Source organism: Streptomyces sp. BE303, from assembly GCF_036290945.1.
In the GTDB taxonomy this organism is placed as follows: domain Bacteria; phylum Actinomycetota; class Actinomycetes; order Streptomycetales; family Streptomycetaceae; genus Kitasatospora.
This window is the reverse complement of the sequence record NZ_JAQYWZ010000567.1, coordinates 20,744-42,484: the sequence shown is the minus strand read 5'-3', so window position 1 is coordinate 42,484 and position 21,741 is coordinate 20,744. Positions and strand designations below refer to the sequence as shown.

Annotated in this window: 18 protein-coding genes; 13 read left to right on the top strand and 5 right to left on the bottom strand. The window is 73.8% G+C overall.

Annotated features, from left to right (window positions below; all coding sequences use genetic code 11):
* Positions 1-657: 657 nt before the first annotated feature.
* From PUR56_RS12740 to PUR56_RS12720, 5 genes are all read left to right on the top strand, one after another.
* A complete protein-coding gene (locus PUR56_RS12740; protein WP_030289665.1) occupies positions 658-861 on the top strand; it encodes a cold-shock protein in 204 nt (67 codons plus the stop codon).
* 381 nt (positions 862-1,242) lie between these two features.
* Entirely contained in the window at positions 1,243-2,862 is a 1,620-nt protein-coding gene (gene groL, locus PUR56_RS12735; RefSeq protein ID WP_329877131.1) for a chaperonin GroEL, read from the top strand.
* A 171-nt stretch (positions 2,863-3,033) separates the two neighbouring features.
* Entirely contained in the window at positions 3,034-3,393 is a 360-nt protein-coding gene (locus PUR56_RS12730; RefSeq protein WP_329948975.1) for a hypothetical protein, read from the top strand.
* 312 nt (positions 3,394-3,705) lie between these two features.
* Positions 3,706-4,458, top strand: a complete 753-nt coding sequence (locus PUR56_RS12725) for an ABC transporter ATP-binding protein (RefSeq protein ID WP_329948974.1) — start codon at positions 3,706-3,708, stop codon at positions 4,456-4,458.
* Positions 4,455-7,196 (top strand): ABC transporter permease, encoded by a 2,742-nt coding sequence (locus PUR56_RS12720; protein ID WP_329948973.1) that lies wholly within the window; start codon positions 4,455-4,457, stop codon positions 7,194-7,196. Before PUR56_RS12725 ends, PUR56_RS12720 begins: the two co-directional genes overlap by 4 nt.
* 164 nt (positions 7,197-7,360) lie before the next feature.
* On the opposite strand, the gene PUR56_RS12715 is transcribed toward PUR56_RS12720, so the two are convergent.
* Entirely contained in the window at positions 7,361-8,005 is a 645-nt protein-coding gene (locus PUR56_RS12715; RefSeq protein ID WP_329948972.1) for an HD domain-containing protein, read from the bottom strand.
* Positions 8,006-8,088: 83 nt separating this feature from the next.
* Here PUR56_RS12715 and PUR56_RS12710 point away from each other — a divergent pair, with 83 nt between their 5' ends.
* The 3 genes from PUR56_RS12710 (at position 8,089) to PUR56_RS12700 (ending at position 10,472) form a co-directional block, all read left to right on the top strand.
* Entirely contained in the window at positions 8,089-8,478 is a 390-nt protein-coding gene (locus PUR56_RS12710; RefSeq protein WP_329948971.1) for a PadR family transcriptional regulator, read from the top strand.
* Entirely contained in the window at positions 8,475-9,443 is a 969-nt protein-coding gene (locus PUR56_RS12705; RefSeq protein WP_329948970.1) for a hypothetical protein, read from the top strand. The genes PUR56_RS12710 and PUR56_RS12705 overlap by 4 nt, the downstream gene beginning before the upstream one ends.
* A gap of 342 nt (positions 9,444-9,785) precedes the next feature.
* On the top strand, positions 9,786-10,472 hold the full coding sequence (locus tag PUR56_RS12700; protein ID WP_329948969.1) for a copper homeostasis protein CutC: 687 nt from the start codon (positions 9,786-9,788) through the stop codon (positions 10,470-10,472).
* A gap of 151 nt (positions 10,473-10,623) precedes the next feature.
* On the opposite strand, the gene PUR56_RS12695 is transcribed toward PUR56_RS12700, so the two are convergent.
* On the bottom strand, positions 10,624-12,675 hold the full coding sequence (locus PUR56_RS12695; protein ID WP_329948968.1) for a HelD family protein: 2,052 nt from the start codon (positions 12,673-12,675) through the stop codon (positions 10,624-10,626).
* Between the two features lie 289 nt (positions 12,676-12,964).
* On the opposite strand from PUR56_RS12695, the gene PUR56_RS12690 reads away from it, so the two are divergent.
* The 3 genes from PUR56_RS12690 to PUR56_RS12680 all read left to right on the top strand — a co-directional run bounded on the left by PUR56_RS12690 (position 12,965) and on the right by PUR56_RS12680 (position 15,186).
* On the top strand, positions 12,965-13,150 hold the full coding sequence (locus PUR56_RS12690; RefSeq protein WP_329948967.1) for a hypothetical protein: 186 nt from the start codon (positions 12,965-12,967) through the stop codon (positions 13,148-13,150).
* 97 nt (positions 13,151-13,247) lie between these two features.
* Positions 13,248-14,612 carry an AAA family ATPase gene (locus PUR56_RS12685; RefSeq protein WP_329948966.1) on the top strand — a complete coding sequence of 455 codons (1,365 nt, stop codon included), beginning with the start codon at positions 13,248-13,250 and terminating at the stop codon, positions 14,610-14,612.
* Positions 14,560-15,186 (top strand): RloB family protein, encoded by a 627-nt coding sequence (locus tag PUR56_RS12680; protein WP_329948965.1) that lies wholly within the window; start codon positions 14,560-14,562, stop codon positions 15,184-15,186. Before PUR56_RS12685 ends, PUR56_RS12680 begins: the two co-directional genes overlap by 53 nt.
* A 4-nt stretch (positions 15,187-15,190) precedes the next feature.
* On the opposite strand, the gene PUR56_RS12675 is transcribed toward PUR56_RS12680, so the two are convergent.
* On the bottom strand, positions 15,191-16,828 hold the full coding sequence (locus PUR56_RS12675) for a DNA repair helicase XPB (RefSeq protein WP_329877109.1): 1,638 nt from the start codon (positions 16,826-16,828) through the stop codon (positions 15,191-15,193).
* An 82-nt stretch (positions 16,829-16,910) separates the two neighbouring features.
* Positions 16,911-17,315: a hypothetical protein gene (locus PUR56_RS12670; RefSeq protein ID WP_329948964.1), complete on the bottom strand. Its 405-nt coding sequence runs from the start codon at positions 17,313-17,315 to the stop codon at positions 16,911-16,913.
* A 136-nt stretch (positions 17,316-17,451) separates the two neighbouring features.
* Between PUR56_RS12670 and PUR56_RS12665 the strand changes: the two genes are divergently transcribed.
* Positions 17,452-17,718, top strand: a complete 267-nt coding sequence (locus PUR56_RS12665; RefSeq protein ID WP_329877105.1) for a hypothetical protein — start codon at positions 17,452-17,454, stop codon at positions 17,716-17,718.
* A 139-nt stretch (positions 17,719-17,857) separates the two neighbouring features.
* Here the strand turns inward: PUR56_RS12665 and PUR56_RS12660 are convergent, their stop codons facing one another.
* Positions 17,858-20,362, bottom strand: a complete 2,505-nt coding sequence (locus PUR56_RS12660) for a helicase C-terminal domain-containing protein (RefSeq protein ID WP_329948963.1) — start codon at positions 20,360-20,362, stop codon at positions 17,858-17,860.
* 539 nt (positions 20,363-20,901) lie between these two features.
* On the opposite strand from PUR56_RS12660, the gene PUR56_RS12655 reads away from it, so the two are divergent.
* On the top strand, positions 20,902-21,642 hold the full coding sequence (locus PUR56_RS12655; RefSeq protein ID WP_329948962.1) for a hypothetical protein: 741 nt from the start codon (positions 20,902-20,904) through the stop codon (positions 21,640-21,642).
* The last annotated feature ends 99 nt before the right edge of the window (positions 21,643-21,741 follow it).

Here is a 21,741-nt window from a genome sequence, read left to right as displayed (position 1 = left end):
CGACGAGGCTGTGCGGTTCGCCGTGGGGGGGGGCTGGGTGCTCTTGGCCGGCGCGCGCGTGGGTTTCTGTCCGGGGGGGGCGGGGGGCTGCTGAGCGCCTTTACGCGGTACCCGGCCGTTGGCGGCGGGTAATTCCGCGCCGCTCACGGCCGGTCGTATTTTGGCGGGAATATTTTCCGTCCCGGGCGGAGTAAAGTGTCGCCGTACCGGGAACAGCGCCGCCCCTCCCCGCCCTCCCGGCGATCGCGCCCACTCGCACCCGTACCGCCGCCGACCGTCCGGCCGTTGAGACCGGCGACGGGCCCGCGGGAGGGAAACATGTCAGGCCGGTGTCAGAATTCTGGAGCGGATTTCGGGCATTCCGTCCGCTATGTCCGGGAGGAAAGGCGGCCTTCCTCCCGATTACTCCCGGGCTGTCCCTTGATCATGCCGGGGAATTCCCAACCGTTGACCCTGTTGCAGAGGGCGTCGATCCGGATACATTCAGCCGCGGTCGACGCAATCGCCCGTTCGCCGGATACCGTCCGGCGGCGTCGGGGGGATTGTGGCGTGCGCGGTTGCGCCCAGGGGGGGTTCCCCGGGCCGGCCTCCAACCAGACCCGGGCCCGCAGACCTGCGGGCACGTGAAGGGCCAGCACAGCACTAGGGGAGTTCGGAATGGCTCAGGGCACCGTCAAGTGGTTCAACGCGGAGAAGGGCTACGGCTTCATCGCGGTCGACGGTGGTGCGGACGTCTTCGTCCACTACAGCGCGATCCAGATGGACGGCTACCGCACCCTTGAGGAGGGCCAGCGGGTCGAGTTCGAGATCTCTCAGGGGCAGAAGGGCCCGCAGGCGGACATGGTCCGCGCGGCGGTCTGACCTTTCCGACACCCAGGAGTTCGGCTCGGCTCATCGGCTGGTGCGCCTCTTGCTTCCCGGCGGGCCCGTACGACACACGTCGTACGGGCCCGCCGGCCTGTCCGGGGGTGCGTCCGGAGGCGGTCGGGGACCGCCGGAGGTGCCCCGGAGGGGGGCGTGCGGAGGCCCCCGGAGGCGCTCGCGGATTGCCGATTGGGCTTGCACTCGCCCACCTAGAGTGCTAATCATTGGCGTTAGCACTCACAGCTTGAGAGTGATAAGCGGACCGGGTCGGTGAGGCCCCAGGGAGCGGTAGGGGAAGGGACCCCCGCATACCAGGGCCGTCCGTCGCGGGCACCCCTTGGTCCGAGCAGTCGACCGTGTCCCGGAGGACCACTTCAGATGGCCAAGATCATCGCCTTTGATGAGGAAGCTCGCCGCGGCCTTGAGCGTGGCATGAACCAGCTCGCCGACGCGGTGAAGGTCACGCTCGGCCCCAAGGGTCGCAACGTCGTTCTGGAGAAGAAGTGGGGCGCCCCCACGATCACCAACGACGGTGTCTCCATTGCCAAGGAGATCGAGCTCGAGGACCCGTACGAGAAGATCGGTGCGGAGCTCGTCAAGGAGGTCGCCAAGAAGACCGACGACGTCGCGGGTGACGGCACCACCACCGCCACCGTGCTGGCCCAGGCGCTCGTTCGCGAGGGTCTGCGCAACGTCGCCGCCGGCGCCAACCCGATGGCCCTGAAGCGTGGTATCGAGAAGGCCGTCATCGCCGTCTCCGACCAGCTGCTGGCCCAGGCCAAGGACGTGGAGACCAAGGAGCAGATCGCCTCCACTGCCTCCATCTCGGCCGCCGACACCCAGATCGGCGAGCTCATCGCCGAGGCCATGGACAAGGTCGGCAAGGAAGGCGTCATCACCGTCGAGGAGAGCAACACCTTCGGTCTGGAGCTTGAGCTCACCGAGGGCATGCGCTTCGACAAGGGCTACATCTCGGCCTACTTCGCCACCGACCTGGAGCGCATGGAGGCCGTCTTCGACGAGCCGTACATCCTGATCGCCAACTCCAAGATCGGCTCGGTCAAGGACCTCCTGCCGCTGCTGGAGAAGGTCATGCAGAGCGGCAAGCCGCTCGTCATCATCGCCGAGGACGTCGAGGCCGAGGCCCTGTCGACCCTGGTCGTGAACAAGATCAAGGGCACCTTCAAGTCCGTCGCCGTCAAGGCCCCGGGCTTCGGTGACCGCCGCAAGGCCATGCTCCAGGACATCGCCATCCTCACCGGCGGCACCGTGATCGCCGAGGAGGTGGGCCTGAAGCTGGAGAGCGCCGGCCTCGACCTGCTGGGCACCGCCCGCAAGGTGGTCATCACCAAGGACGAGACGACCATCGTCGACGGTGGCGGCGACGGCGAGCAGGTCGCCGGTCGCGTGAGCCAGATCCGCGTCGAGATCGAGAACAGCGACTCGGACTACGACCGCGAGAAGCTCCAGGAGCGCCTCGCCAAGCTGGCCGGCGGCGTGGCCGTCATCAAGGCCGGCGCGGCCACCGAGGTGGAGCTCAAGGAGCGCAAGCACCGCATCGAGGACGCGGTGCGCAACGCCAAGGCCGCCGTCGAGGAGGGCATCGTCGCCGGTGGTGGCGTCGCCCTGCTGCAGGCCGCCGTCGCGTTCGACAAGCTGGAGCTGGAGGGCGACGAGGCCACCGGTGCCAACATCGTCAAGATCGCGCTGGAGGCCCCGATCAAGCAGATCGCGACCAACGCCGGTCTTGAGGGTGGCGTCGTGGTGGAGAAGGTGCGCAACCTTCCCGCCGGCCACGGCCTGAACGCCGCGACCAACGAGTACGTCGACCTCATCGCCGCGGGCATCATCGACCCGGCGAAGGTCACCCGCTCCGCGCTGCAGAACGCCGCCTCCATCGCGGCGCTCTTCCTCACCACCGAGGCCGTCATCGCCGACAAGCCGGAGAAGGCTTCGGCCGCCGGCGGCGGCATGCCGGGCGGTGACATGGACTTCTGATCCTTCGGGATCGGACGGTTCCTCGTCCGCACGGGCGGTCCCCTTCGGGGGGCCGCCCGTGCGGCGTTTGCGGGGGAGCGGGGGCGTTTGCGGGGGCGCGGCACCGGGCGGTTCGGCGGGGCCTCGTGCGGAGGGCGTCCGGGGCGGCGGCGGGTTTGGGAGAATGGGCCGATGGCTTCCCCTGACGACATCGAGACGGCGCTGCACACCGCACGGGCGCTGATTCTGGCCGACCTCACCGCACGGGACGTGGCGGACGCCGCCGTGGTGTCGCTGGTCGAGCAGGCCGTGACGCACCGGCGCTGGTGGCTGGAGCAGTGGCCGGACGGCACCGAGTACGTGCTCGGGCTGGTCGCCCAGGACGTCCAGGACGCGCTGCTGGAGAACTACGGCCGCTGGCCGCTCTGCGCCGAGTGCGCGGCGGACGGGGACCCGCACGCGCTCGGCGTGGAGCCGGAGCTGGGCCCCGAGCCGCACTGGGTCTGCGGCAAGCAGGGCGCCGCGGTGGCGCCCGTCGGGCAGCTCGCCTGACGCCCCCGCCGTTCCGGCGCCGCCCGCTGCCCCGGTCGTCTCCGCCGTCTCCTTCGTCGCCGCGCTCCTTGCCGCCCCTGCCGCTTCCCCGCCCTCCGCCTGCCGGTTCCCCCGCTTCTCCTCGTCCGCCGCCGTCGTGCCTCCGGGTGCGGCGGCTTTTTTCGCGGCTCCGACTCGCGTAACCTGCATATGCAGTCTACCGACTTATGTCGGGCACTTGAGTCACCCCCTCGGGTGGGGGTATACATACTCGGTATGTAGGGCGCCGCCGGCCGCGAGGCCGTCCGCCCACGCGAAACGAGGGGGAGAAGCATGTCCCAGTCAGATTTGGCCCGGCCCGTCCTGCAGCTGCGGAACGTCACCCGGGTGCACGGGCAGGGCCCGTCCGAGGTGCACGCGCTGCGCGGCGTCGACCTGGCCGTCCACCCCGGGGAGTTCGTCGCCGTGATGGGCCCGTCCGGCTCCGGCAAGTCCACCCTGCTGACGCTGGCCGGCGGTCTCGACCGGCCCTCCGGCGGGGAGGTGCTGGTCGAGGGCGTCGAGCTCGGCGGACTGAGCCGGACCGGGCTCGCCGCCGTCCGCCGTCGCTCGGTCGGCTACGTCTTCCAGGACTACAACCTGATTCCGGCCCTCACCGCCGCCGAGAACATCGCGCTGCCCCGGGAGCTGGACGGCACCTCCGGGCGGATCGCCCGCCGCGAGGCACTGGCCGCACTCACCGAACTGGGCATCGCCGAGCTGGCCGACCGCTTCCCCGAGGAGATGTCCGGCGGTCAGCAGCAGCGCGTCGCCATCGCCCGCGCGCTCGTCGGCGACCGCCGCCTCGTCCTCGCCGACGAACCCACCGGCGCCCTCGACTCCGCCACCGGGGAGGCCGTGCTCGCGGTGCTGCGGGCCCGCTGCGACGCCGGCGCCGCCGCCATGATGGTCACGCACGAACCCCGGCACGCCGTCTGGGCCGACCGCGTGGTCTTCCTTCGCGACGGCCGGATCGTCGACGAGAGCATCGGCCGGGACGCCGAGACCCTGATGCTGCTCTCCAGCCGGAACGGAGCCGGTCGATGAGGCTCTCCGCCCTGCGCGTCGCGCTGCGCATCGCCCGCCGCGACGCCCTGCGCGCCAAGGGCCGCAGCGCCCTCGTCGTCGCCATGATCGCCCTGCCCGTCCTCGGTGTCACCGGCGCCGACGTCGTCTACCGCAGCGGCCAGCTCACCCCCGGCGAGCGGGCCGAGCGGCTCATGGGCGGCACCGACGCGCTGGTCACCGCCTACCGGCCGGGCCGCGCGGTCGAACAGGCCCCGGTCGCCGAGGACGGCGTCCGGGTGCTGGTGGCCGGGGAGACGGCCACCGCCGAGCAGCAGCGCGCCGCCGCGACGGCCCCGGCCGCCCTGGTCGCCGGGTTGCTGCCGTCCGGGGCCGTGCTCCTGCCGGCCACCCCCGGACCCGAGGTCAGCGCCTCGACCCGGGAGGGCCTGTTCACCACCTCGACCGGTGAGGCCGACCTGACGGCGAAGGACTGGTCCGGCCGTCTCGACCTGGTCGAGGGCCGGGCCCCCTCCGCGCCGCACGAGGCCGCCGTCACCCGGGCCTTCCTCGACGAGGCCGGGCTGCGGATCGGCGACGCCACCACGCTCAAGGGCCTGGCGGCCCCGTTCACCCTGACCGGCGTGGTCGAGCACCCCGGGGACCTGGACAAGGTGGAGCTGGTCGGCCGCCCCGGCGAGGTGGTCGCCCCGCTCACGGCGGCGATGACGCCGAAGACCGCCGGGATCACCGCCCCGGTCGCCGACGAGGGCGCCCCGCCGGAGCAGTGGCTGGTGCGGCTGCCCGCCGGTGGACGGCTCGACTGGGCCAAGGTCCAGGAGTTCAACAGGTACGGCTTCACCGTCACCTCCCGGGCCGTCACCCTCGACCCGCCCGCCCGGTCCGCCGTCCCCTACCAGCTGGACCGGCCGGTGGACCTCACGGCCGCCACGGACAACCGGACCGTCGTGCTCGTCACCGTCGTCGGGATGGCACTGCTGGAGGTCGCGCTGCTGGCCGGCCCCGCGTTCGCCGTGGGCGCCCGCCGCTCGCGCCGCCAGCTCGCCCTGATCGGGGCGGCCGGAGGCCACCGCGGCCACGTCCGCGCCGTGGTCCTCGGCGCCGGGCTGGTGCTCGGGCTGGCCGGTGCCGCGCTCGGTGTCGGACTCGGCACCGGACTGGTCGCCGCCGTCCGGCCCTGGGCCGAGGAGGCGGGCGGCAGCCGCTTCGGACACTTCGCGCTCGCCCCGGTCGACCTGCTGGCGATCGCCGGCGTCGGCGTCCTCACCGCACTGCTGGCCGCCGTGCTGCCCGCCGTGCAGGCAGCCCGCCGTGACGTGGTGGCCGGTCTCACCGGCCGCGACACCGTCACCGCCCCCAGCCGCTGGGCCCCGGTCGTGGGTCTGCTGCTGGTCGGCGCCGGCGCGGCCGTGGCGGTCTACGGGGTCGGCACGTACTCCAGTGCCGGCATGCCGGTGGTCGGGAGCTTCACCGCCCGGACCCTCTCGGTGCTGGCCGGAGCGGCCACCGCCGAAATGGGCCTGCTGCTGTTCACCCCGATGCTGATCGCCCTGTTCGGCAGGCTGGCCCGCCGGCTCCCGCTCGGCCCCCGGCTCGCCCTGCGCGACTCGGCCCGCCACCGCGGCCGGACCGCGCCGGCCGTGGCCGCCGTGCTGGCCGCCGTCGCCGGGGCCGTCGCCGTCGGCGTCTACACCACCGGTACCGACGCGCAGGAACGCGCCGCCTACCGTCCGGAGGCCCCGCCCGGCGCCGTCGTGGTCGACGCCGCCCTCAAGCCGGACAGTCCGCAGCTGACGCGGCTGCGCACCTCCGTCGAGCAGGACCTGCCCGGGCTCGGCACCCGCGCCGACGTCCACGAGGTCGTCTACGTGTTCTGCCCGGAGTGCTCCTCCAGCGTGCGGATCCAGGGGACGGGCCCGGTCGAACGGGGCAGGTCCGCGGTCCGGACGCTGGCCGGGGACGCGACCGTCCTGCACAACCTGTTCGGCCTGCACGACCGGACCGCCGAGGAGGCACTGGCGGCCGGCAGGACGGTCGTCTTCGACCGAGCCTTCCTGCGCGACGGCCGGGCGGTGCTGACGATGCAGGGCGGCGCCGGTGGACCGGTCCAGCCCGGCCAGGCGCCGCAGACGGAGAACCGCGAGGTCGGCGTCGAGGCGGTCCTGGTGGAGAACCCGGAAGCCGCCCGGTTCGGGCCGGTCCTGATGAGCCTCGACGCGGTGCGGAAGGCCGGTCTCGAAGCCCGGCCGGCCGGGTCGGTCTGGCTGCCGGAGACGGTGCCCACCCCGAAGGAGCAGCAGCGGGCCGAGGCGACCGTGGCACGGATCGTCCCGTTCGCCCAGCTCCGGGTGGAGCGGGGCTACGACCCGAAGAGCAACCTGAACACCGTGGCGCTCACCGGGTTCGCGGCCGTCGTGGTGCTGGGCGCCGCGGCCGTGGCCACCGGGCTCGCCGCCGCGGACTCGCGCAACGACCAGGCCACGCTGGCCGCGGTCGGCGCGCCGCCGCGGATCCGGCGGGTGCAGGCCGGTCTGCAGTGCGCGCTGATCGCGGCGATCGGGGCGGTGCTCGGCACGATCAGCGGGTTCGTACCGGCGATGGGGCTGCTCCGGGCCCACAGTGCCGGGAGCTCGGCGGCGCCGTTCGCCGCACCGTGGGGGGTGATCCTGCTGGTCACGGTGGTGCTGCCGGTGGTGGCCGGGCTGGGAGCGGCCGCGTTCACCCGAGGGGGGCTGCCGCTGGCGCGGCGGGCCGGCTGACGGGGCCGTGCCTCCCGTGCCCGCTCCGGTGGGCCGTGCTTCGACGGGCCCGGCTGCTTCGGCGGCCGGGCCCGCCCCTGTCCGGGAGGCATCGGAACGGGGCCCGGGCGGCGGGCCCGGGTGGCCTGGGGCCCGGGTGGCGGGCCCGCCGGGCACCGGAGGGCCTACGCGCGGGTGAGTCCGGCGAGCTCGGCGGCCAGGTTGGCGCGTGCGGGGGCGTCGAACCGCTCGTGCGCGGTGGGCGTGCGGTAGAGCGCGGGGAGCGCGAGCAGCTGCCGGAGCACCGCCGCGCGCCCGGCGCGGAAGTCCGGCTCGGGGACGAAGGCGTACTCCTCCCGGACGGCTGCCGCGTACGCCGCGTAGGCGTCCGGCGGACCGCCGAGGACGGCGAGGTCGGCGTCGCAGAGCACCTCGCCGTCGCGGTCACCGGGGTCGGGGTGGTGGGTGACGGTGAGCCGGACCAGCCGGGCGACCTCGTCGACCCGTGCGGCGGCGAGCCCCGCCTCGGTGAGCGCGCGGACGGCGAGGACGGCGCTGCGCTCCTCGTTCTCCGAGCGGTCCGGGCGGTAGACGGCGTCGTGGAACCAGGCGGCCAGCCGGACGGCGTCCGGGTCGGCGGCGTGCCCGGCGAGCGCGTCGACGTGGGCCAGGACCGCGCGCAGGTGCTCGGTGGTGTGGTACCGCCGCTGCGGTTCGGCCCAGCGCCGCAGCAGCTCCCGTCCGGCCGGCTCGGGGTCGGCCCCGGTGCCGCAGCGGCGGAGCAGGGCGGTCCAGGCGGCGAGGAGACCGGGGTCGGGTGCGTCGGGCATGGGGTCATTCTGTCCGGCCGTCACCCGGATCGGTGACGGATTCCGCTGGACTGGATATGTCGGTGGACGGTATATGTAGTTCCATGACAGAACGGGCCATGCAGGAGCCGACGCTGCTCCTGCTCACCGCGCTCGCCGATGCCCCCCGGCACGGCTACGCGCTCATCCAGGAAGTCGCCGCGATTTCCGGCGGCCGGGTCACGATGCGCACCGGCACGCTGTACGGCGCGCTCGACCGGCTGCTCCAGCAGGGCCTGATCGAGGTCGCTGCCGAGGAGGTCGTCGACGGCAGGGCCCGCCGCACCTACGCGCTCACCGAGGGCGGACGGGGCGCGCTGGGCACCGAGGCCGAACGGCTGGCCGCCGTCGCCGAGGAGGCGCGGCGCAGGCTGGCGGCCGTCCGGCCCGCCGCCGTCCGTCCGACCGGAACGGCGCGGCCCGCGTTCCTGAGGGTCAGGGGGGCCTTCGCATGACTCATCAGACCTTTCCGGGATTCCTGGCGGAGCCGGTGGCGTTCCGCGCCGCGCTCCGGCTCTACCCGGCCCGCTACCGCCGGGAGCGCGGGGACGAGCTGTCCGCCGTCTTCGCCGACAGCACGGCCGAGGCCGGCAAGCTGGCGACCGCCCGGGAGGCGGTCGACCTCGGGGCCTACGGCCTGCGCATGCGCGCCGGGCTGACCGCCTCGTCCCGCCTGGGGCAGCTGCTCGCGGCCGCCGCGCCGCTGATCGCCGGGGCGATCGCGGGGCTGGGGGTGGCGCAGGCGCTGGGGAGCGCGGTCGGCTCCTACCGGCCCAGGCTGCTGATGACGCCGGACCACATCACGCACGTGCCCGGGTTCATCGCCTCCGTCGGGGAGATGTTCGTCCCGCTGCTGCTCGTCGCCTTCGTGCTGGCGGGCCGCTGGCAGGCCGCCCGGGTGACGGCGCTGGTCGTGGTCCTCGCCGGGGCGTTCCGGATGGTCGAGGTGATCGGGGTCTCGCACGACGGGTGGCAGTTCTTCCTGGGGAGCTGCGAGGCGACACCGCAGCTGGTGTCCGGCCTGCTCTTCGCGCTCGCGCCGCAGGAACTGCTGGAACGTCCGACCTGGCGGAGCCGTGCCGTGGTGGTGGCCTCGATGGTCGGGGGCGGGCTGGTCCTGCTGGCCGAGGAGTTCTACAGCTCCTTCGTGCTGATGGACGGGCGGACGGCGGCGCTGCTGCTGATCGTCCCGCTGGTGTCGCTGCTCGGGGTGGCCCGGGGGCGGCTGGCGCCGGCGGCGATGGGGCTGACGGTGCTCGCGCTGAGCGCGGGGTTCAGTCTCTTCCGGGCCTGGCAGGTGGTCGGCGGGGCGTGGCGGCTGCTGCCGCTGATGGGCGTCGCGCTGGTGGTGCTGCTGGCCCTCGGCCGGATCCTCGGCCGGAGTGGAGCCGGGGCGGGAGGTGGCCGGAGCCTCGCCTGAGTGCACTCGGATCCGTCGGGGATCCGCGGGCCCGGAGGGGTTCGCGCGAACCCCGCCGGAGCGGGGACGGCCGGGGCTTCGCCGCCCCTGAACGGCCGGACGACCGGATGTGGGACCGGTCGTCCGGCCGTTCGGTCTGTCCGGGGTCGGGGCCGGGGCCGTTCGGTCTGTCCGGGGTCGGGGCCGGGGCCGGGGCCCGGGCCGGGGTCGAGGGCGGGGCCGGTCGCGCCGTCGCCGGGCGGGTGCGGTGGACGCGGTTGCCGGAAGGGGCGGGTGGATTCGGTGCTCCGGGTGGCTGCACGGGGCTCGCCGGGCGCTGCCCGATGTGGCAGGCTGTCTGATATGTCTAGACCAATTTTCGAAGTCATCGCGCTGACGCCCCAGGACGCCCAGGCCGCCGAGTCGGGCGGCGCCGACCGGCTCGAACTGGTCACGGACATGGCCGCCGACGGGCTGACCCCCTCGGTCGAGGACTTCGCCAAGATCCGCGACGCCGTGGAGCTGCCGCTGCGCGTCATGCTGCGCCTGCGCGACGGCTTCGCGCCCGGGGACCTGGACGAGCTGCGCGCCCGCGCCGCCGCCCTCCGGGCCGAGGGCGCCGACGAGTTCGTCTTCGGCTTCCTCGACGCCGACGGCGGCGTCGACCTCGCCGCCACCGAGGCCGTCGCCGACGCGGTGGCCGGCTGCCGGTGGACCTTCCACCGGGCGGTCGACCACAGCGCCGACCGGGCCGCCGTGCGCGCGGCCGTCGGCGCGCTGCCCGGACTCGACACCTTCCTCACCTCCGGCGCGGCCGGCGGCGTGGACGCGGGCCGGGACGTCCTGCTGGCCGAGCTGGCCCGCGCCGGCGAGCCCGGCTACACCCAGCGGATCCTGATCGGCGGCGGCCTGCGCGCCGAGCACCTGGCCGGGCTGCTGGCGGCCGGCTTCGACGCCTTCCACGTCGGCGGCGCGGTGCGGGTCGACGGGTGGCAGTCGCCGGTGGACGCCGCCAAGGTGGCCGAGTGGCGGGCGCTGATCGGCGGCTGAACCACGTCGGAGCCCGGGGCCGGCCCTCCACGGGCCGGCCCCTCCGTCGTGGCGCCACCGTCCGCCGTCGCGCGGTCCGTCGGTGCCCGGTACCCGGCGCCCCGTGCCCCGTGCCCCGTGCCCCGTGCCCCGTCCTCCGGCGTCGCGTCCGTCAGCGCAGCTGCTCGGGCAGCGGCTCCGAGTGCAGGACCTCCAGGCCGGAGACCGCACGGGTCAGCGACACGTACAGCCGCCGCAGGCCCGTCCGCTCGTCCGGCTCGCCGGCGATCACCGCGGCCGGCTCGTCGAGCACCACGTAGTCGTACTCCAGACCCTTGGCCAGCGAGGCCGGGACGAGCGTCAGCCGGGCCTCCGCGCTGGTCTCGGTGCCCGGGGCGAGGTGCGGCAGGCCGGCCGCCGCCAGGGCCTGCGCGAGCAGCGGGACGTGCGCGTCCGCCGCGATCAGGCCGGTCGACCCCTCGTTGAGCAGCGCCCGGCGGCAGGCCTCGACCACCGCCTCCACCCGCTCCGCGCCGTCGACGTGACGGACGATCAGCGAACCCGGGGCGTCGCGGACCGAGCCGGCCGGGGCCAGTCCGGGCGCGATCGCCGGCAGCAGCCGGGACGCGTAGGAGATGACCTCCTCCGGCACCCGGAAGCCCTTGGTCAGCTCCTCGATGTGGGCGCCCGGCTTGCCGAGGTGGTGCAGGGCCTCCGGCCAGCTCGCCGTCGCCCAGGGGGTGGTGCCCTGGGCGAGGTCGCCGAGCACGGTCGCCGAGCCGGTGGAGCAGCGGCGGCCGACCGCGCGGTACTGCATCGGCGAGAGGTCCTGCGCCTCGTCGAGGACCACGTGGCCGAGCGAGGGCGTGCGCTGCACCAGGTCGGTCGCCTCGTCGACGAGGACGGCGTCGGCGGCCGTCCAGCGGGCGGTCCTCACCGAGCGGCCCGGCTTCGGCCACAGCACGGCGGCCTGCTCCTCGTCGGTCAGCAGGCCGTCCGCGCACGCGGCCAGGAACTCCGGCTCGGAGAGCAGGCGCAGCACCAGCTTGGCCGGCTCCACCAGCGGCCAGCACTCCTTGACCACCGCCTTCACCGCCGCGTTGCGGGCCACCGCGTCCTGCACCCGGTCGTCCGGGGCCTCGCCGCCCTGCTCCATCTTCAGCAGCACGGCGTGCGAGATCCGCTGCGGCAGGGCATCCCGGGCGGCGCCGTACCGGATGTCGCGGCTCTTCAACTCCTCGATGATCTCGATCAGTTCGTACGCCGGGACGCGCCAGCGGCGGGAGCCGCGGACCACCACGCAGGGCTCGGTGGGCAGGGTGATGCCGGCCCGGACCGCCCGGCGCAGCACCTCGGCCATCCGGGCGTCGCCCTTCAGCCGGGCCGCCTCGGCGGAGTCCTCGCCCCGTACCTCGACGTGTCCGACCAGCTGCTGCACGGTCGCCTGGGCGACGTCCACCTCGCCGAGCGCGGGCAGCACCTGCTCGATGTAGGAGAGGAAGGCGTTGTTCGGACCGATCACCAGCGTGCCGGTCCGCGCGAGCCGCTCGCGGTGCGCGTACAGCAGGTACGCCACCCGGTGCAGGCCGACGGCGGTCTTCCCGGTGCCGGGCGCGCCCTGGACGCAGAGGGTGCCGGAGACGTCGGCGCGGACGATCTCGTCCTGCTCCGGCTGGATGGTGGCCACGATGTCGCGCATCGGGCCGACGCGGGGCTTCTCGATCTCGGCGGCCAGCAGCGCGGAGGAGGTGTCGTGCTCCGCCGGGTCGGTGAGGTGCTCGTCCTCGTACGCGGTCAGTTCGCCGCCGGTGTAGCCGAACCGGCGGCGCCGCTCGACGTCCAGCGGGTCGGTCCGGCTGGCCCGGTAGAACGGCTGGGAGACCGGCGCGCGCCAGTCGATCACCATGGGGTCGCCGCCGGCGTCGTGCACGTGCCGGCGGCCGATGTAGAAGCTCTCGCCGCCGGAGCCCTCGGACAGCTCCTCGCTGATCGCGTGGAGGTAGTCGAGGCGGCCGAAGAAGAGCGGGGTGTGCGAGAGGTCGGCCAGGGAGGCGATCCGGGCCTCGATCTGGTTCCGGAGCACGACGGCGGTGACCCAGGTGCCGGTCACGTCGCTGATGTCCAGCGACTCGACGTCCTCGCGCATCGCGCGCAGCGCGGCGCGGGAGGACGCCAGGTGGTCGCGTTCGCGCTGCAGGGGGTCGGTGGTGGGGGTGGCGGGCACAGCGAACCTTTCCGGCTGCCCCGCGGGCGGGCGCAGCGGATCGTAGGAGCTCACGGTGTGTACGGCCGACCGGTTGCCGAACGGACGGCGCCTCCCCCGGCTGCCTGCGCGACTACAGCAGGTACCACGGTTCGGGAGGGGGCAGGCGGACGATCCTAGTCCGGTCCGCCTCCGGGTTCCAGCTCCTGGATCCCTCGGGGCCTCCGTACTCCCGGAGGACGACCTCCGTCCTGCCGGATGCGGCCTTTGGGGTGATGTGCCCGGCGTGTCCGGAACCTACCGTTGAACCATGAGCACCGTACACATCACGGCGCCCCGAGTGCCGTCCCAGCAGTCCGCCCCCGCCGGCGCCACCGCGACCGGCACCCCCGGCCGCCGCCGCAGCCCCCTGACCACCGCCGTCCGCAACGTCGGCATCGCCCTCGACACCGCCACGCGCGTGGTCCTCCTCGGGCGCGACGGCGTCAAGTACTGAGCAGAGTGCAATCAGAAGCCTGAATTCGCGGAACTTTGCAGATTTCGGCAGTTTGATTTGGGTAGTCTCCCCATCGAATGGATGAGGAGGGCCAACGATGCTGATGCGGTTCCGGGTGGCCAACCACGCGTCGCTCCTGGAGGAGCAGGAGCTGAGCCTGGTCGCCACCGACGAGCATGACGACATCGCGGTGACCGAGGCGTCTTCGGCGGGTGTCCGCGTGCTCCCGGCGCTCGCCATTCTCGGGGCCAACGCGTCAGGCAAGTCCAACGCGCTGCGGGCGCTCGTCTACATGCGTCGTGCGGTCCTCGAATCGCACGCCCGGTGGCTGCCGGACGGTGGCACGTCGCGTGTCCCGTTCCTGCTCACCGCAGGGGGCCGGGCGGCGCCGTCCGCGTTCGCCGTGGACATCGTGCTCGACGGCGTCCACTTCGAGTACGGCTTCGAGCTGGACGACCGGCAGGTGCGCGAGGAGTGGCTCAGGAGCTTTCCGGAGGGGCGACCACGCCGTCTCTTCGAGCGTTCGGTGGCCGACGACGGGACGTCGAGCTACGCGTACGGGCCGAGCTTCCGGGGGCGCAGGCGGCTGATCGAGGACGTCGTGCGGCCGAACAGCCTCTACCTGTCGGCGGGGGCGGGAAACAACCATGACATTCTGCGGCGAATCCACCGCTGGTTTCACCGCGGGCTCAAGGTTGCACTCGACGCGAACTTCGGCGCGAGGATCCAGGAGACGCGCAGGTTGTGGGACAAATCGGAGGAATATCGCGACAGGCTCAGGGGCCTGCTCCAGTTCGCGGACCTTGGTATCACCGATCTTTCGATCACCGAGGAGGAGTGGGACGACGAACGTGTGCGTCAGGTGAGGTCGGCCATGCGGGTCCTGGTTCCCGAGATTCCGGAGGACGAGGCGTTCGACGTGAAGCCGGCCCCCCAGATCGGCTTCGTCCACGCGGCGGAGGGCGGGCCCGTGACTCTCGATCTCCACGACGAGTCGAACGGCACGCGAACCTGGGCCGGACTGCTCGGACCGGTGGTCGGCGCGCTGCAGGACGGATCACTCCTCGTCGTCGACGAGTTGGACGCACGGCTGCATCCGCATCTCGCTGCCCGCCTGGTGGCACTCTTCCAGAACCGGGAGTGGAACACAGGCGGTGCCCAACTCCTCTTCAACACGCATGACGCGACACTGCTCGCCCCGCACAGCGAGGCGAATCTGCACCGGGACCAGGTCTACCTGGCGACCAAGGACGCCCGTACGGGGGCCACGGAGCTGACCGCACTGGTCGACTTCAGGGTCAGGGACGGTGTCGAGAATCTTGAGAAGCGCTACCTCGCAGGCCGTTACGGTGCGCTACCTTTCTTCGACGAAGAGCTTCTGGTGGGGATCGGGGCGAAGCGTGGGGTCGATGAGGCGGGGCAAGCCGCTCGGGACGAAGAAGCAGAACGCGAACACGCGTGAGCAGGAGCGCCGTTTCCTGGTCTACTGCGAGGGGGAGGTCACGGAGAAGATCTACCTCCGCGGCCTCGTCAAGGACCTTCGGAGCAAGCCGATCTCGTTGAAGATCGGCAACACGCACGGTGAGCCGTGGTCGCTCGTCAACTCCGCGATAGCCCACGCTGCCCGTGCGGACGAGTCGTTCGACGAGGTGTGGTGCGTGCTGGACGTCGAAGCCCCGCAGCAGGCACCGTCCCTCGACCGGGCCCTGAGACTCGCTCGCGAGAAGGGCGTGAAGTGCGCGCTCTCCTCGCCGTGTTTCGAGCTCTGGCTCCTGCTCCACTTCGACCGGGGCCGGGCGTACCTGCAGAGCCACCAGGCAGCCAGGGAACTGGCGAAGGTCCTCAAGGGGTACGACCCCAAGAGGAAGGAGTTCGCCTTCGACGACGTCAGGGGCCTGACCGTCAAGGCCCGCGCCGCGGCACTCGATCTGCACGCCCGGCACGAGCAGCCGGACGGGCAGATCGAGTGCTGGTGCGTCAGCAATCCGTGCACCTCGGTGGGTGGTCTGCTGGACGCCCTGGACTACCGGCCGTGACCGGTCACAGCACGTCGTCCGCGTCGATGATGCGGTAGGCGTAGCCCTGCTCGGCCAGGAACCGCTGGCGGTGAGCCGCGAAGTCCTGGTCGACGGTGTCGCGGGCGACCACGGAGTAGAAGTGGGCCGAGTGGCCGTCGGCCTTCGGTCGCAGGACGCGGCCGAGGCGCTGGGCCTCCTCCTGGCGGGAGCCGAACGTGCCGGACACCTGGATGGCGACGGTCGCCTCGGGCAGGTCGATGGAGAAGTTGGCGACCTTGGAGACGACCAGGACGCTGATCTCCTTGTTGCGGAACGCGTCGAACAGCTTCTCGCGCTGGGCGTTGCTGGTCTCGCCCTTGATCACGGGGGCGTCCAGGGTCTCGCCGAGCTCGTCGAGCTGGTCGATGTACTGCCCGATGATCAGCGTCTGGTCCTTCTCGTGCTTCTTGACCAGCGCCTCCACCACGCGGCGCTTGGTCGCGGTGGTCGCGCAGAAGCGGTAGCGCTCCTCGGGCTCGGCGGTGGCGTAGGCGAGCCGCTCGGAGTCGGTCAGGGTGACCCGGACCTCGCAGCAGTCGGCCGGCGCGATGTAGCCCTGCGCCTCGATCTCCTTCCACGGTGCGTCGAAGCGCTTGGGCCCGATGAGCGAGAAGACGTCGCCCTCGCGGCCGTCCTCGCGGACCAGGGTGGCGGTCAGGCCGAGCCTGCGGCGGGCCTGGAGGTCGGCGGTGAACTTGAAGACCGGCGCCGGCAGCAGGTGGACCTCGTCGTAGACGACCAGGCCCCAGTTGCGGGCGTCGAAGAGTTCGAGGTGGGCGTAGACGCCCTTCCGCTTGGTGGTCATCACCTGGTAGGTGGCGATGGTGACCGGGCGGATCTCCTTCCTGGTGCCGCTGTACTCGCCGATCTCGTCCTCGGTGAGCGAGGTCCGCTTGACCAGTTCGTGCTTCCACTGGCGGGCCGAGACGGTGTTGGTGACCAGGATCAGCGTGGTCGACTTGGCGTACGCCATCGCCGCGGCGCCGACCAGGGTCTTCCCGGCGCCGCAGGGCAGCACGACCACGCCCGATCCGCCGTGCCAGAAGCCCTCGACGGCCTGGGCCTGGTAGGGGCGCAGCTGCCAGCCGTTCTCGTCCAGCTCGATGGGGTGGGCCTCCCCGTCGACGTAGCCGGCGTGGTCCTCGGCGGGCCAGCCGAGCTTGAGCAGCATCTGCTTGATCTGGCCGCGCTCGGAGGGGTGGACGACGACGGTGTCGGGGTCGACCCGGGCACCGACCAGCGGGGCGATCTTCTTGGAACGCAGCACCTCCTCCAGCACCGGGCGGTCGGTGCTGGTGAGCACCAGGCCGTGGGTGGGGTGCTTGCTGAGCCGGAGCCGCCCGTACCGGGCCATGGTGTCGGCCACGTCGACCAGCAGCGCGTGCGGCACCGGGTAGCGGGAGTACTTGACCAGGGCGTCGACCACCTGTTCGGCGTCGTGGCCGGCGGCACGCGCGTTCCACAGCCCGAGCGGGGTGATGCGGTAGGTGTGCACGTGCTCGGGCGCACGCTCCAGCTCGGCGAACGGCGCGACGGCGCGCCGGCAGTCGGCGGCCTTCGGGTGGTCGATCTCCAGGAGAAGAGTTTTGTCGCTCTGGACGATGAGTGGTCCGTCGTTCACGCGGGGAAGCCCTCCACTGGCTGACAGGTCTGCAGGGACGCAGACCCTCCAGTGTCGCTCATCCGGCCGCGTGGTCGGGAGGCTACTTCCATTCGTGGTACTTGCCGGTGGACTTCCCGTCCGGGGCGACCTCGTACTCGAAGAGCCCCACGATGCCGTTGAGGCGCTCGAACTGCGGTGACGCGGTGGAGAAGAAGAGCGATCCGCGCCAGCTGGTGCCGCCGCCCTCGGTGAAGTGGCCGATGCCGATGCCGTGCCAGCTGATCGTCTGGCCGTCGGAGGTCATGTCGACCCCCTGGCCCTCGCCGCGGAGCGTGCCGTCGGCGCGCAGCTCGGACTCGTAGGTGCCGAACCCCTTGACCGGAGTGCCGTAGTAGTCGCCGCTGCCCTCGAACGAGACCTCGACGACGACGTGTCCTTCCTCGGCGGCGAGGACGCGTCGACCGATGTCCTGGCCCTTCGTTTCGCCGATCGGATCGCCGAGCATGATGGCTCCTTCCGTCGTCCCCCTCCTCCGGACTACGCCGCCGGACGGTGCGCGTCAAATGCGGCTCAGCGGGGCGGGGGAGGAGCGGGAGCGGGGCCGGGGGTGACCCGGGCCGGGGCGGCTCGTTGATTCGGGTATGAACACGTCGAAGCGCGTCCTCACCGCTCTCGCCCTGGCCGGTACGGCCTTCGCCGCCACCGCCTCCTCGGCCACCTCCGCGCACGCCCTGGCGGGCATCGGCGAGGGGCCGGGCGGTCCGCTCGCGGCGCCCGCGTTCCTGCTCGCGGACCTGGCCGGTGCCAACTCCGTGATGCCGATCGGGCAGGGTGACCTCGCCGCCATGGCGGACAAGGCGATGAAGGAGAAGCAGGGAGAGCAGGCGGCGCAGCAGCAGGCGCACTGACCGCGCACCGTCCTTCCGCCGGCCGTTCCTCGGCCGGCCGTCCTTCCGCCGGCCGTTCCTCGGCCCGGTCCGAGCCGGGTGCATGTGGTCCGGGCCGGGTGCGGTCCGGACCGGCACCGGCTCGCCGCCGGGCCGGTGGCTACTCGTCGAGTTCGGCCACGCCGGTGATCCGGTGCAGCGCGAAGGTGCGCAGCTCGCCGTCGTGGTGGTCGAAGGCGGTGACGAAGCCGCCTTCGACCTTGACCGGGTCGATGATCCGCTGGCTGGCGAGGCCCTCGGCGTTGAGGTAGCCGATCCACATCCGTTCGCCGAGCAGGACCGCCGTCTGGAGCGAGGCGAGCGTCTCGGCCGCGGCCGTGCGCGGGAGTTGGCGGCCGTCGGTGGCGGCCGGTTCGCGGCGGGCGGCGGTCGCGGCGCGGTCGCCGGCCCGGATCGCCTTGATCGCGGCGGCGAGCAGCGTGTCGTCCGGTGCGGGCGGGCCGTCCGGGACGGGCACGGGAGCCGTCCGGGGCGGGGTGCGGTGGCTGTCGGGGCGGGTGATCAGCACGTCGCCCTCGGCGGACTCGGCGGCCGGCGCGTAGCCCATGGTGCGCAGCGCGGCGAGGAGGGCGTCGGGCGGCGCCTGCGAGGCCAGCACGGTGGGGGCGAGCAGCCGCAGGCGCAGGTCGACGGAGCGGCGGTCGGCGAGCACCTCGTTGAGCAGCGCGGGGTCGTCGCAGCGCAGGTACGAGGAGGCGGCGCCGACCCGCAGGATGCCGTGCCGGCGGGCGACGTCGTCGATCAGGTAGCCGAGCGGCTGCGGGACGGGCGTCCGGGAGTGCTGCTCCAGGAAGGCCCGCAGGTCGGCGGCGCTGCGACCGGCGTCGAGCGCGCGGCGGACCGACGTGGGGGTGAAGCGGTAGACGGTGGCGCCGCCCTTGGACTCGATGTCGGCGCAGAGCGCGAGCGCGTGGGCGAGCGGGGTGAGCAGCGGCCCGGGGGCGACCGCGGTGAGGTCGGGCTGGAGGATGACGTGGTCCAGCGGCCGGGGCAGCAGCGGGGCCAGCACCCCGGCGGGGTCGGCCTCGGCGGTGAGCAGCGCACGGGCGGGGGCGGCGAGGGCGCCACGGCCGGTGATGCCGAGGAGTTCGGCCTCGGCGAGGGTCCAGGTGGCGAGGTCGTCGCGCAGGTCGCGGCCGTCGGGGGCGGTCGGTCCGCCGCGCAGCGGGCGCTGCCACCGCAGGGTGGGCAGCAGCTCGTCGGCGGTGGCCGGGGTGCCGGGCGGCAGTTCGGCGAGCAGGGCGAGGGCGGCGCGGCGGACGGACGGGGCGAGGGTGCGGTCCAGCTCCGGTCCGAGGGCGGCGCGCGGCTTGCCCTTGCTGTCGGCGGTGCCGGCGAGGGCGGGGACGCGGGTGGCGGTGAGCCAGGCCCGGGCGAGGACGGTCCAGCGTGCGGCGGTGCCGAGGTGGAGCCAGTCGTCGTAGGCGGGGGTGGGTGCCCAGCGCTCGTCGGCCTCGCCGTCCGGGGCCAGCAGCCCGGCGGTGTGGGCGAGTTCGATCCAGAAGGAGGCGAGCTGCTCGGTGGTCTCCAGGGTCTGCGCGGTGCGCTTGAGGTCGCGGACGCCGAGGCCGCCGGCCCGCAGGGTCGGCGGCGGGGTGAGGCCCCAGTGGTCGAGCAGTTCCTCGACGGTCCGGACGGCGGTGTGGGCCTGTCCGGCGGCGGCGTTGTCCACAGCCTGTGGATCGCGCGGTGGAGCGGCGGGTGACGGTTCGGGCTGGAGCGGTTCGACGGTGCGGTGCGAGCGCCCGCCGCGCAGGTGGAGGGCGAGTTCGCGCGGCAGGACGACGCTGCCCGGGCTGGTGGGCAGCAGCAGGCCGCGGGCGAGCAGCCACTCCACCGGGCTCTGTGCGTCCGCGGCGGTGACGGGGCGGGTGGCGTCCGGGACGGTGCCGGTGGGCGGGCCCCAGACCAGTCGTTCCAGCAGCCGCAGTGCCGGTTCGGGGGCGGTGGCGAGCAGGTCGTCGCAGCGGGTGCGGTCGGTGAGCAGCGCGGTGAACCCGGCGACGGCGGAGACCGGGTCGGCCGTCGCGGGCTGTCCGGCGGAGGCGAGCAGCTGCTGGAGCCGGGCCGGGGACATGCCGGTGCTCGCCTCGGCGAAGGTCGGACCGAGGCCGGTGCGCCCCGGGTTGGCGGCGGTCGGCGCGAGCGCCTCACGGGCGGCGATGACCAGGCGCAGGCCGTTGTCCGGGCCCCAGAGCAGGGCGCGGTCGCGCAGGGTGGCGAGCGCGCGGGGCAGCTCGGCGGCGACGGCCGAGCGGTCGCCGGCGGTCAGCGGGGTGGCGCCGGGGTGCGGCTTCACCTTCGCCGGTCCGGCGAGCAGGGTGCGGACGGCGGTCGGGGTGGCGCCGTCCGGGAGGGCGGCGAGGGCCTCGGCGACTTGCAGGGTGAACCGGTCCAGCCGCTCCAGGGCGCGCAGGGCGGAGGCGCGGGAGGAGAGCCGGGCGGCGAGCTGGGTGAGGTCGCCGGGCACGGGGTTGAGCAGGTCGGGGCGGGACCGGAGCAGGGTGGCGAGGTCGTCGTCGGGCCGGGTACGGAGTTCCTCCGCGAGGGTGCGGGGGCCGGCGGCGGACTTGGCCTGGCGTTGGGAGCCCTGCTGTGTGGTCATTCGACCTAGGTTAGTCGCGCCGGGGCGGGGTGGGGGATGGGCGGAGAGCGGGTGGTGGGGGCCGGTTCCGGTGCCGTTCGGGTGCGGACGCGGGTGGTTCGGTGTCGTGCCGCGCGGTCCGGCGCGGTCCGGCGCGGGAGGACGTGCGGTCCGGCTCGCGTGGTGGGACGGCGGGTGGGTACCGTCACGGGCAACGGGGACGGGTTCCGGTACGGGTTCGGGCAAGGCGGGGTGTGGTGGGCATGTCGGACGGCGAGTGGTGGCGCAAGCAGGGGCCCTGGAGCGAGCCGCCGGGCTCGGGGGGTACGGCGGGCCCGGCCGGAGGTGGGGACGGCGACAGCGTGTACGCCCAGGAGGCGGCGCCCGACGCGCCTCCGCGCCCCTCGACGCCGCCACGCCCCGCCGCCCCGCCTTCCGCGCCTCCGTCCGCGCCGTCCGCGGCTTCCGGTCCGCCCACCCCGCCCACCCCGCCCGCCGCGCGGCCGTCGGTCCCGGCCCCGTCCCCGTCCCCGTCCTCCTTCGGTGGGGACTCGCCGTGGGTGGCGAAGCAGGTGGAGGGGGCGCCCGGCGACCCCGACGCGCTCCCCGCCCCGTACCGGGCGATGAGCACGGGCGACTGGGACTACGTGTCGATCGACTTCGGGGAGGGGCCGGCGGGTCCGGCGGCGCCCGACAAGCCGATCCCCGAACAGCGGACCGCGCAGGGCGACGCCGCGGCGGACGCCTCGGACGCCGCCCCCGCGGGCGGGGGGACCGGGCCGCCGGTTGACCCCGGACCCGGGAAGGCCGGGGCGGAGAAGGGCAGGGGGAAGGCCGGCAAGGCGCGGAAGGGCAAGGCGAAGGGCCGCGAGCCCGCGCCCGCCGCCGGGGACCCGGCGCCGCCGCCGAAGGCCGGTGCGACGGCCGGTGCGACGGCCGGCCGCCGTCCCGCACCGCTGCTGCTGCTCGCCGCCGCCGTCCTGGTGGGTGGCGCCGTCACCGGTCAGCTGATCGCCATGCTGGTGGGCTGGGCGCTCGGCTACCTGTCCCGCCAGCTGGGCGACTTCGCCCGCAAGCTGGCCGTCTTCGGCATCCCGCTGATGACGGTCAGCGGCAGCTCCCTCTGGTTCTGGGGCCGGGCCCAGGGGCGTTGGGGCACCGGTCTGGAACCGGGCCAGCAGGCCACCGACGCCGTGTGGAGCGCCGCTCCCGGCGTGCTGCGGCTGGCGGCGGTGCTGTCGGCCGTCTTCCTGCTGGCCGTGTCCGTCCGGCGCCGCCGCACGGCCGCACCCGGCCAGTAGGGCCCTCCCGGCCGTGGCAACCGGCCGTGGGCGCCTGGTGAGGGCCGGGCGGCCGACCGCTCCGGCTCGCCGCTCCCTCGGACGCCCGGCCTCAGGCGC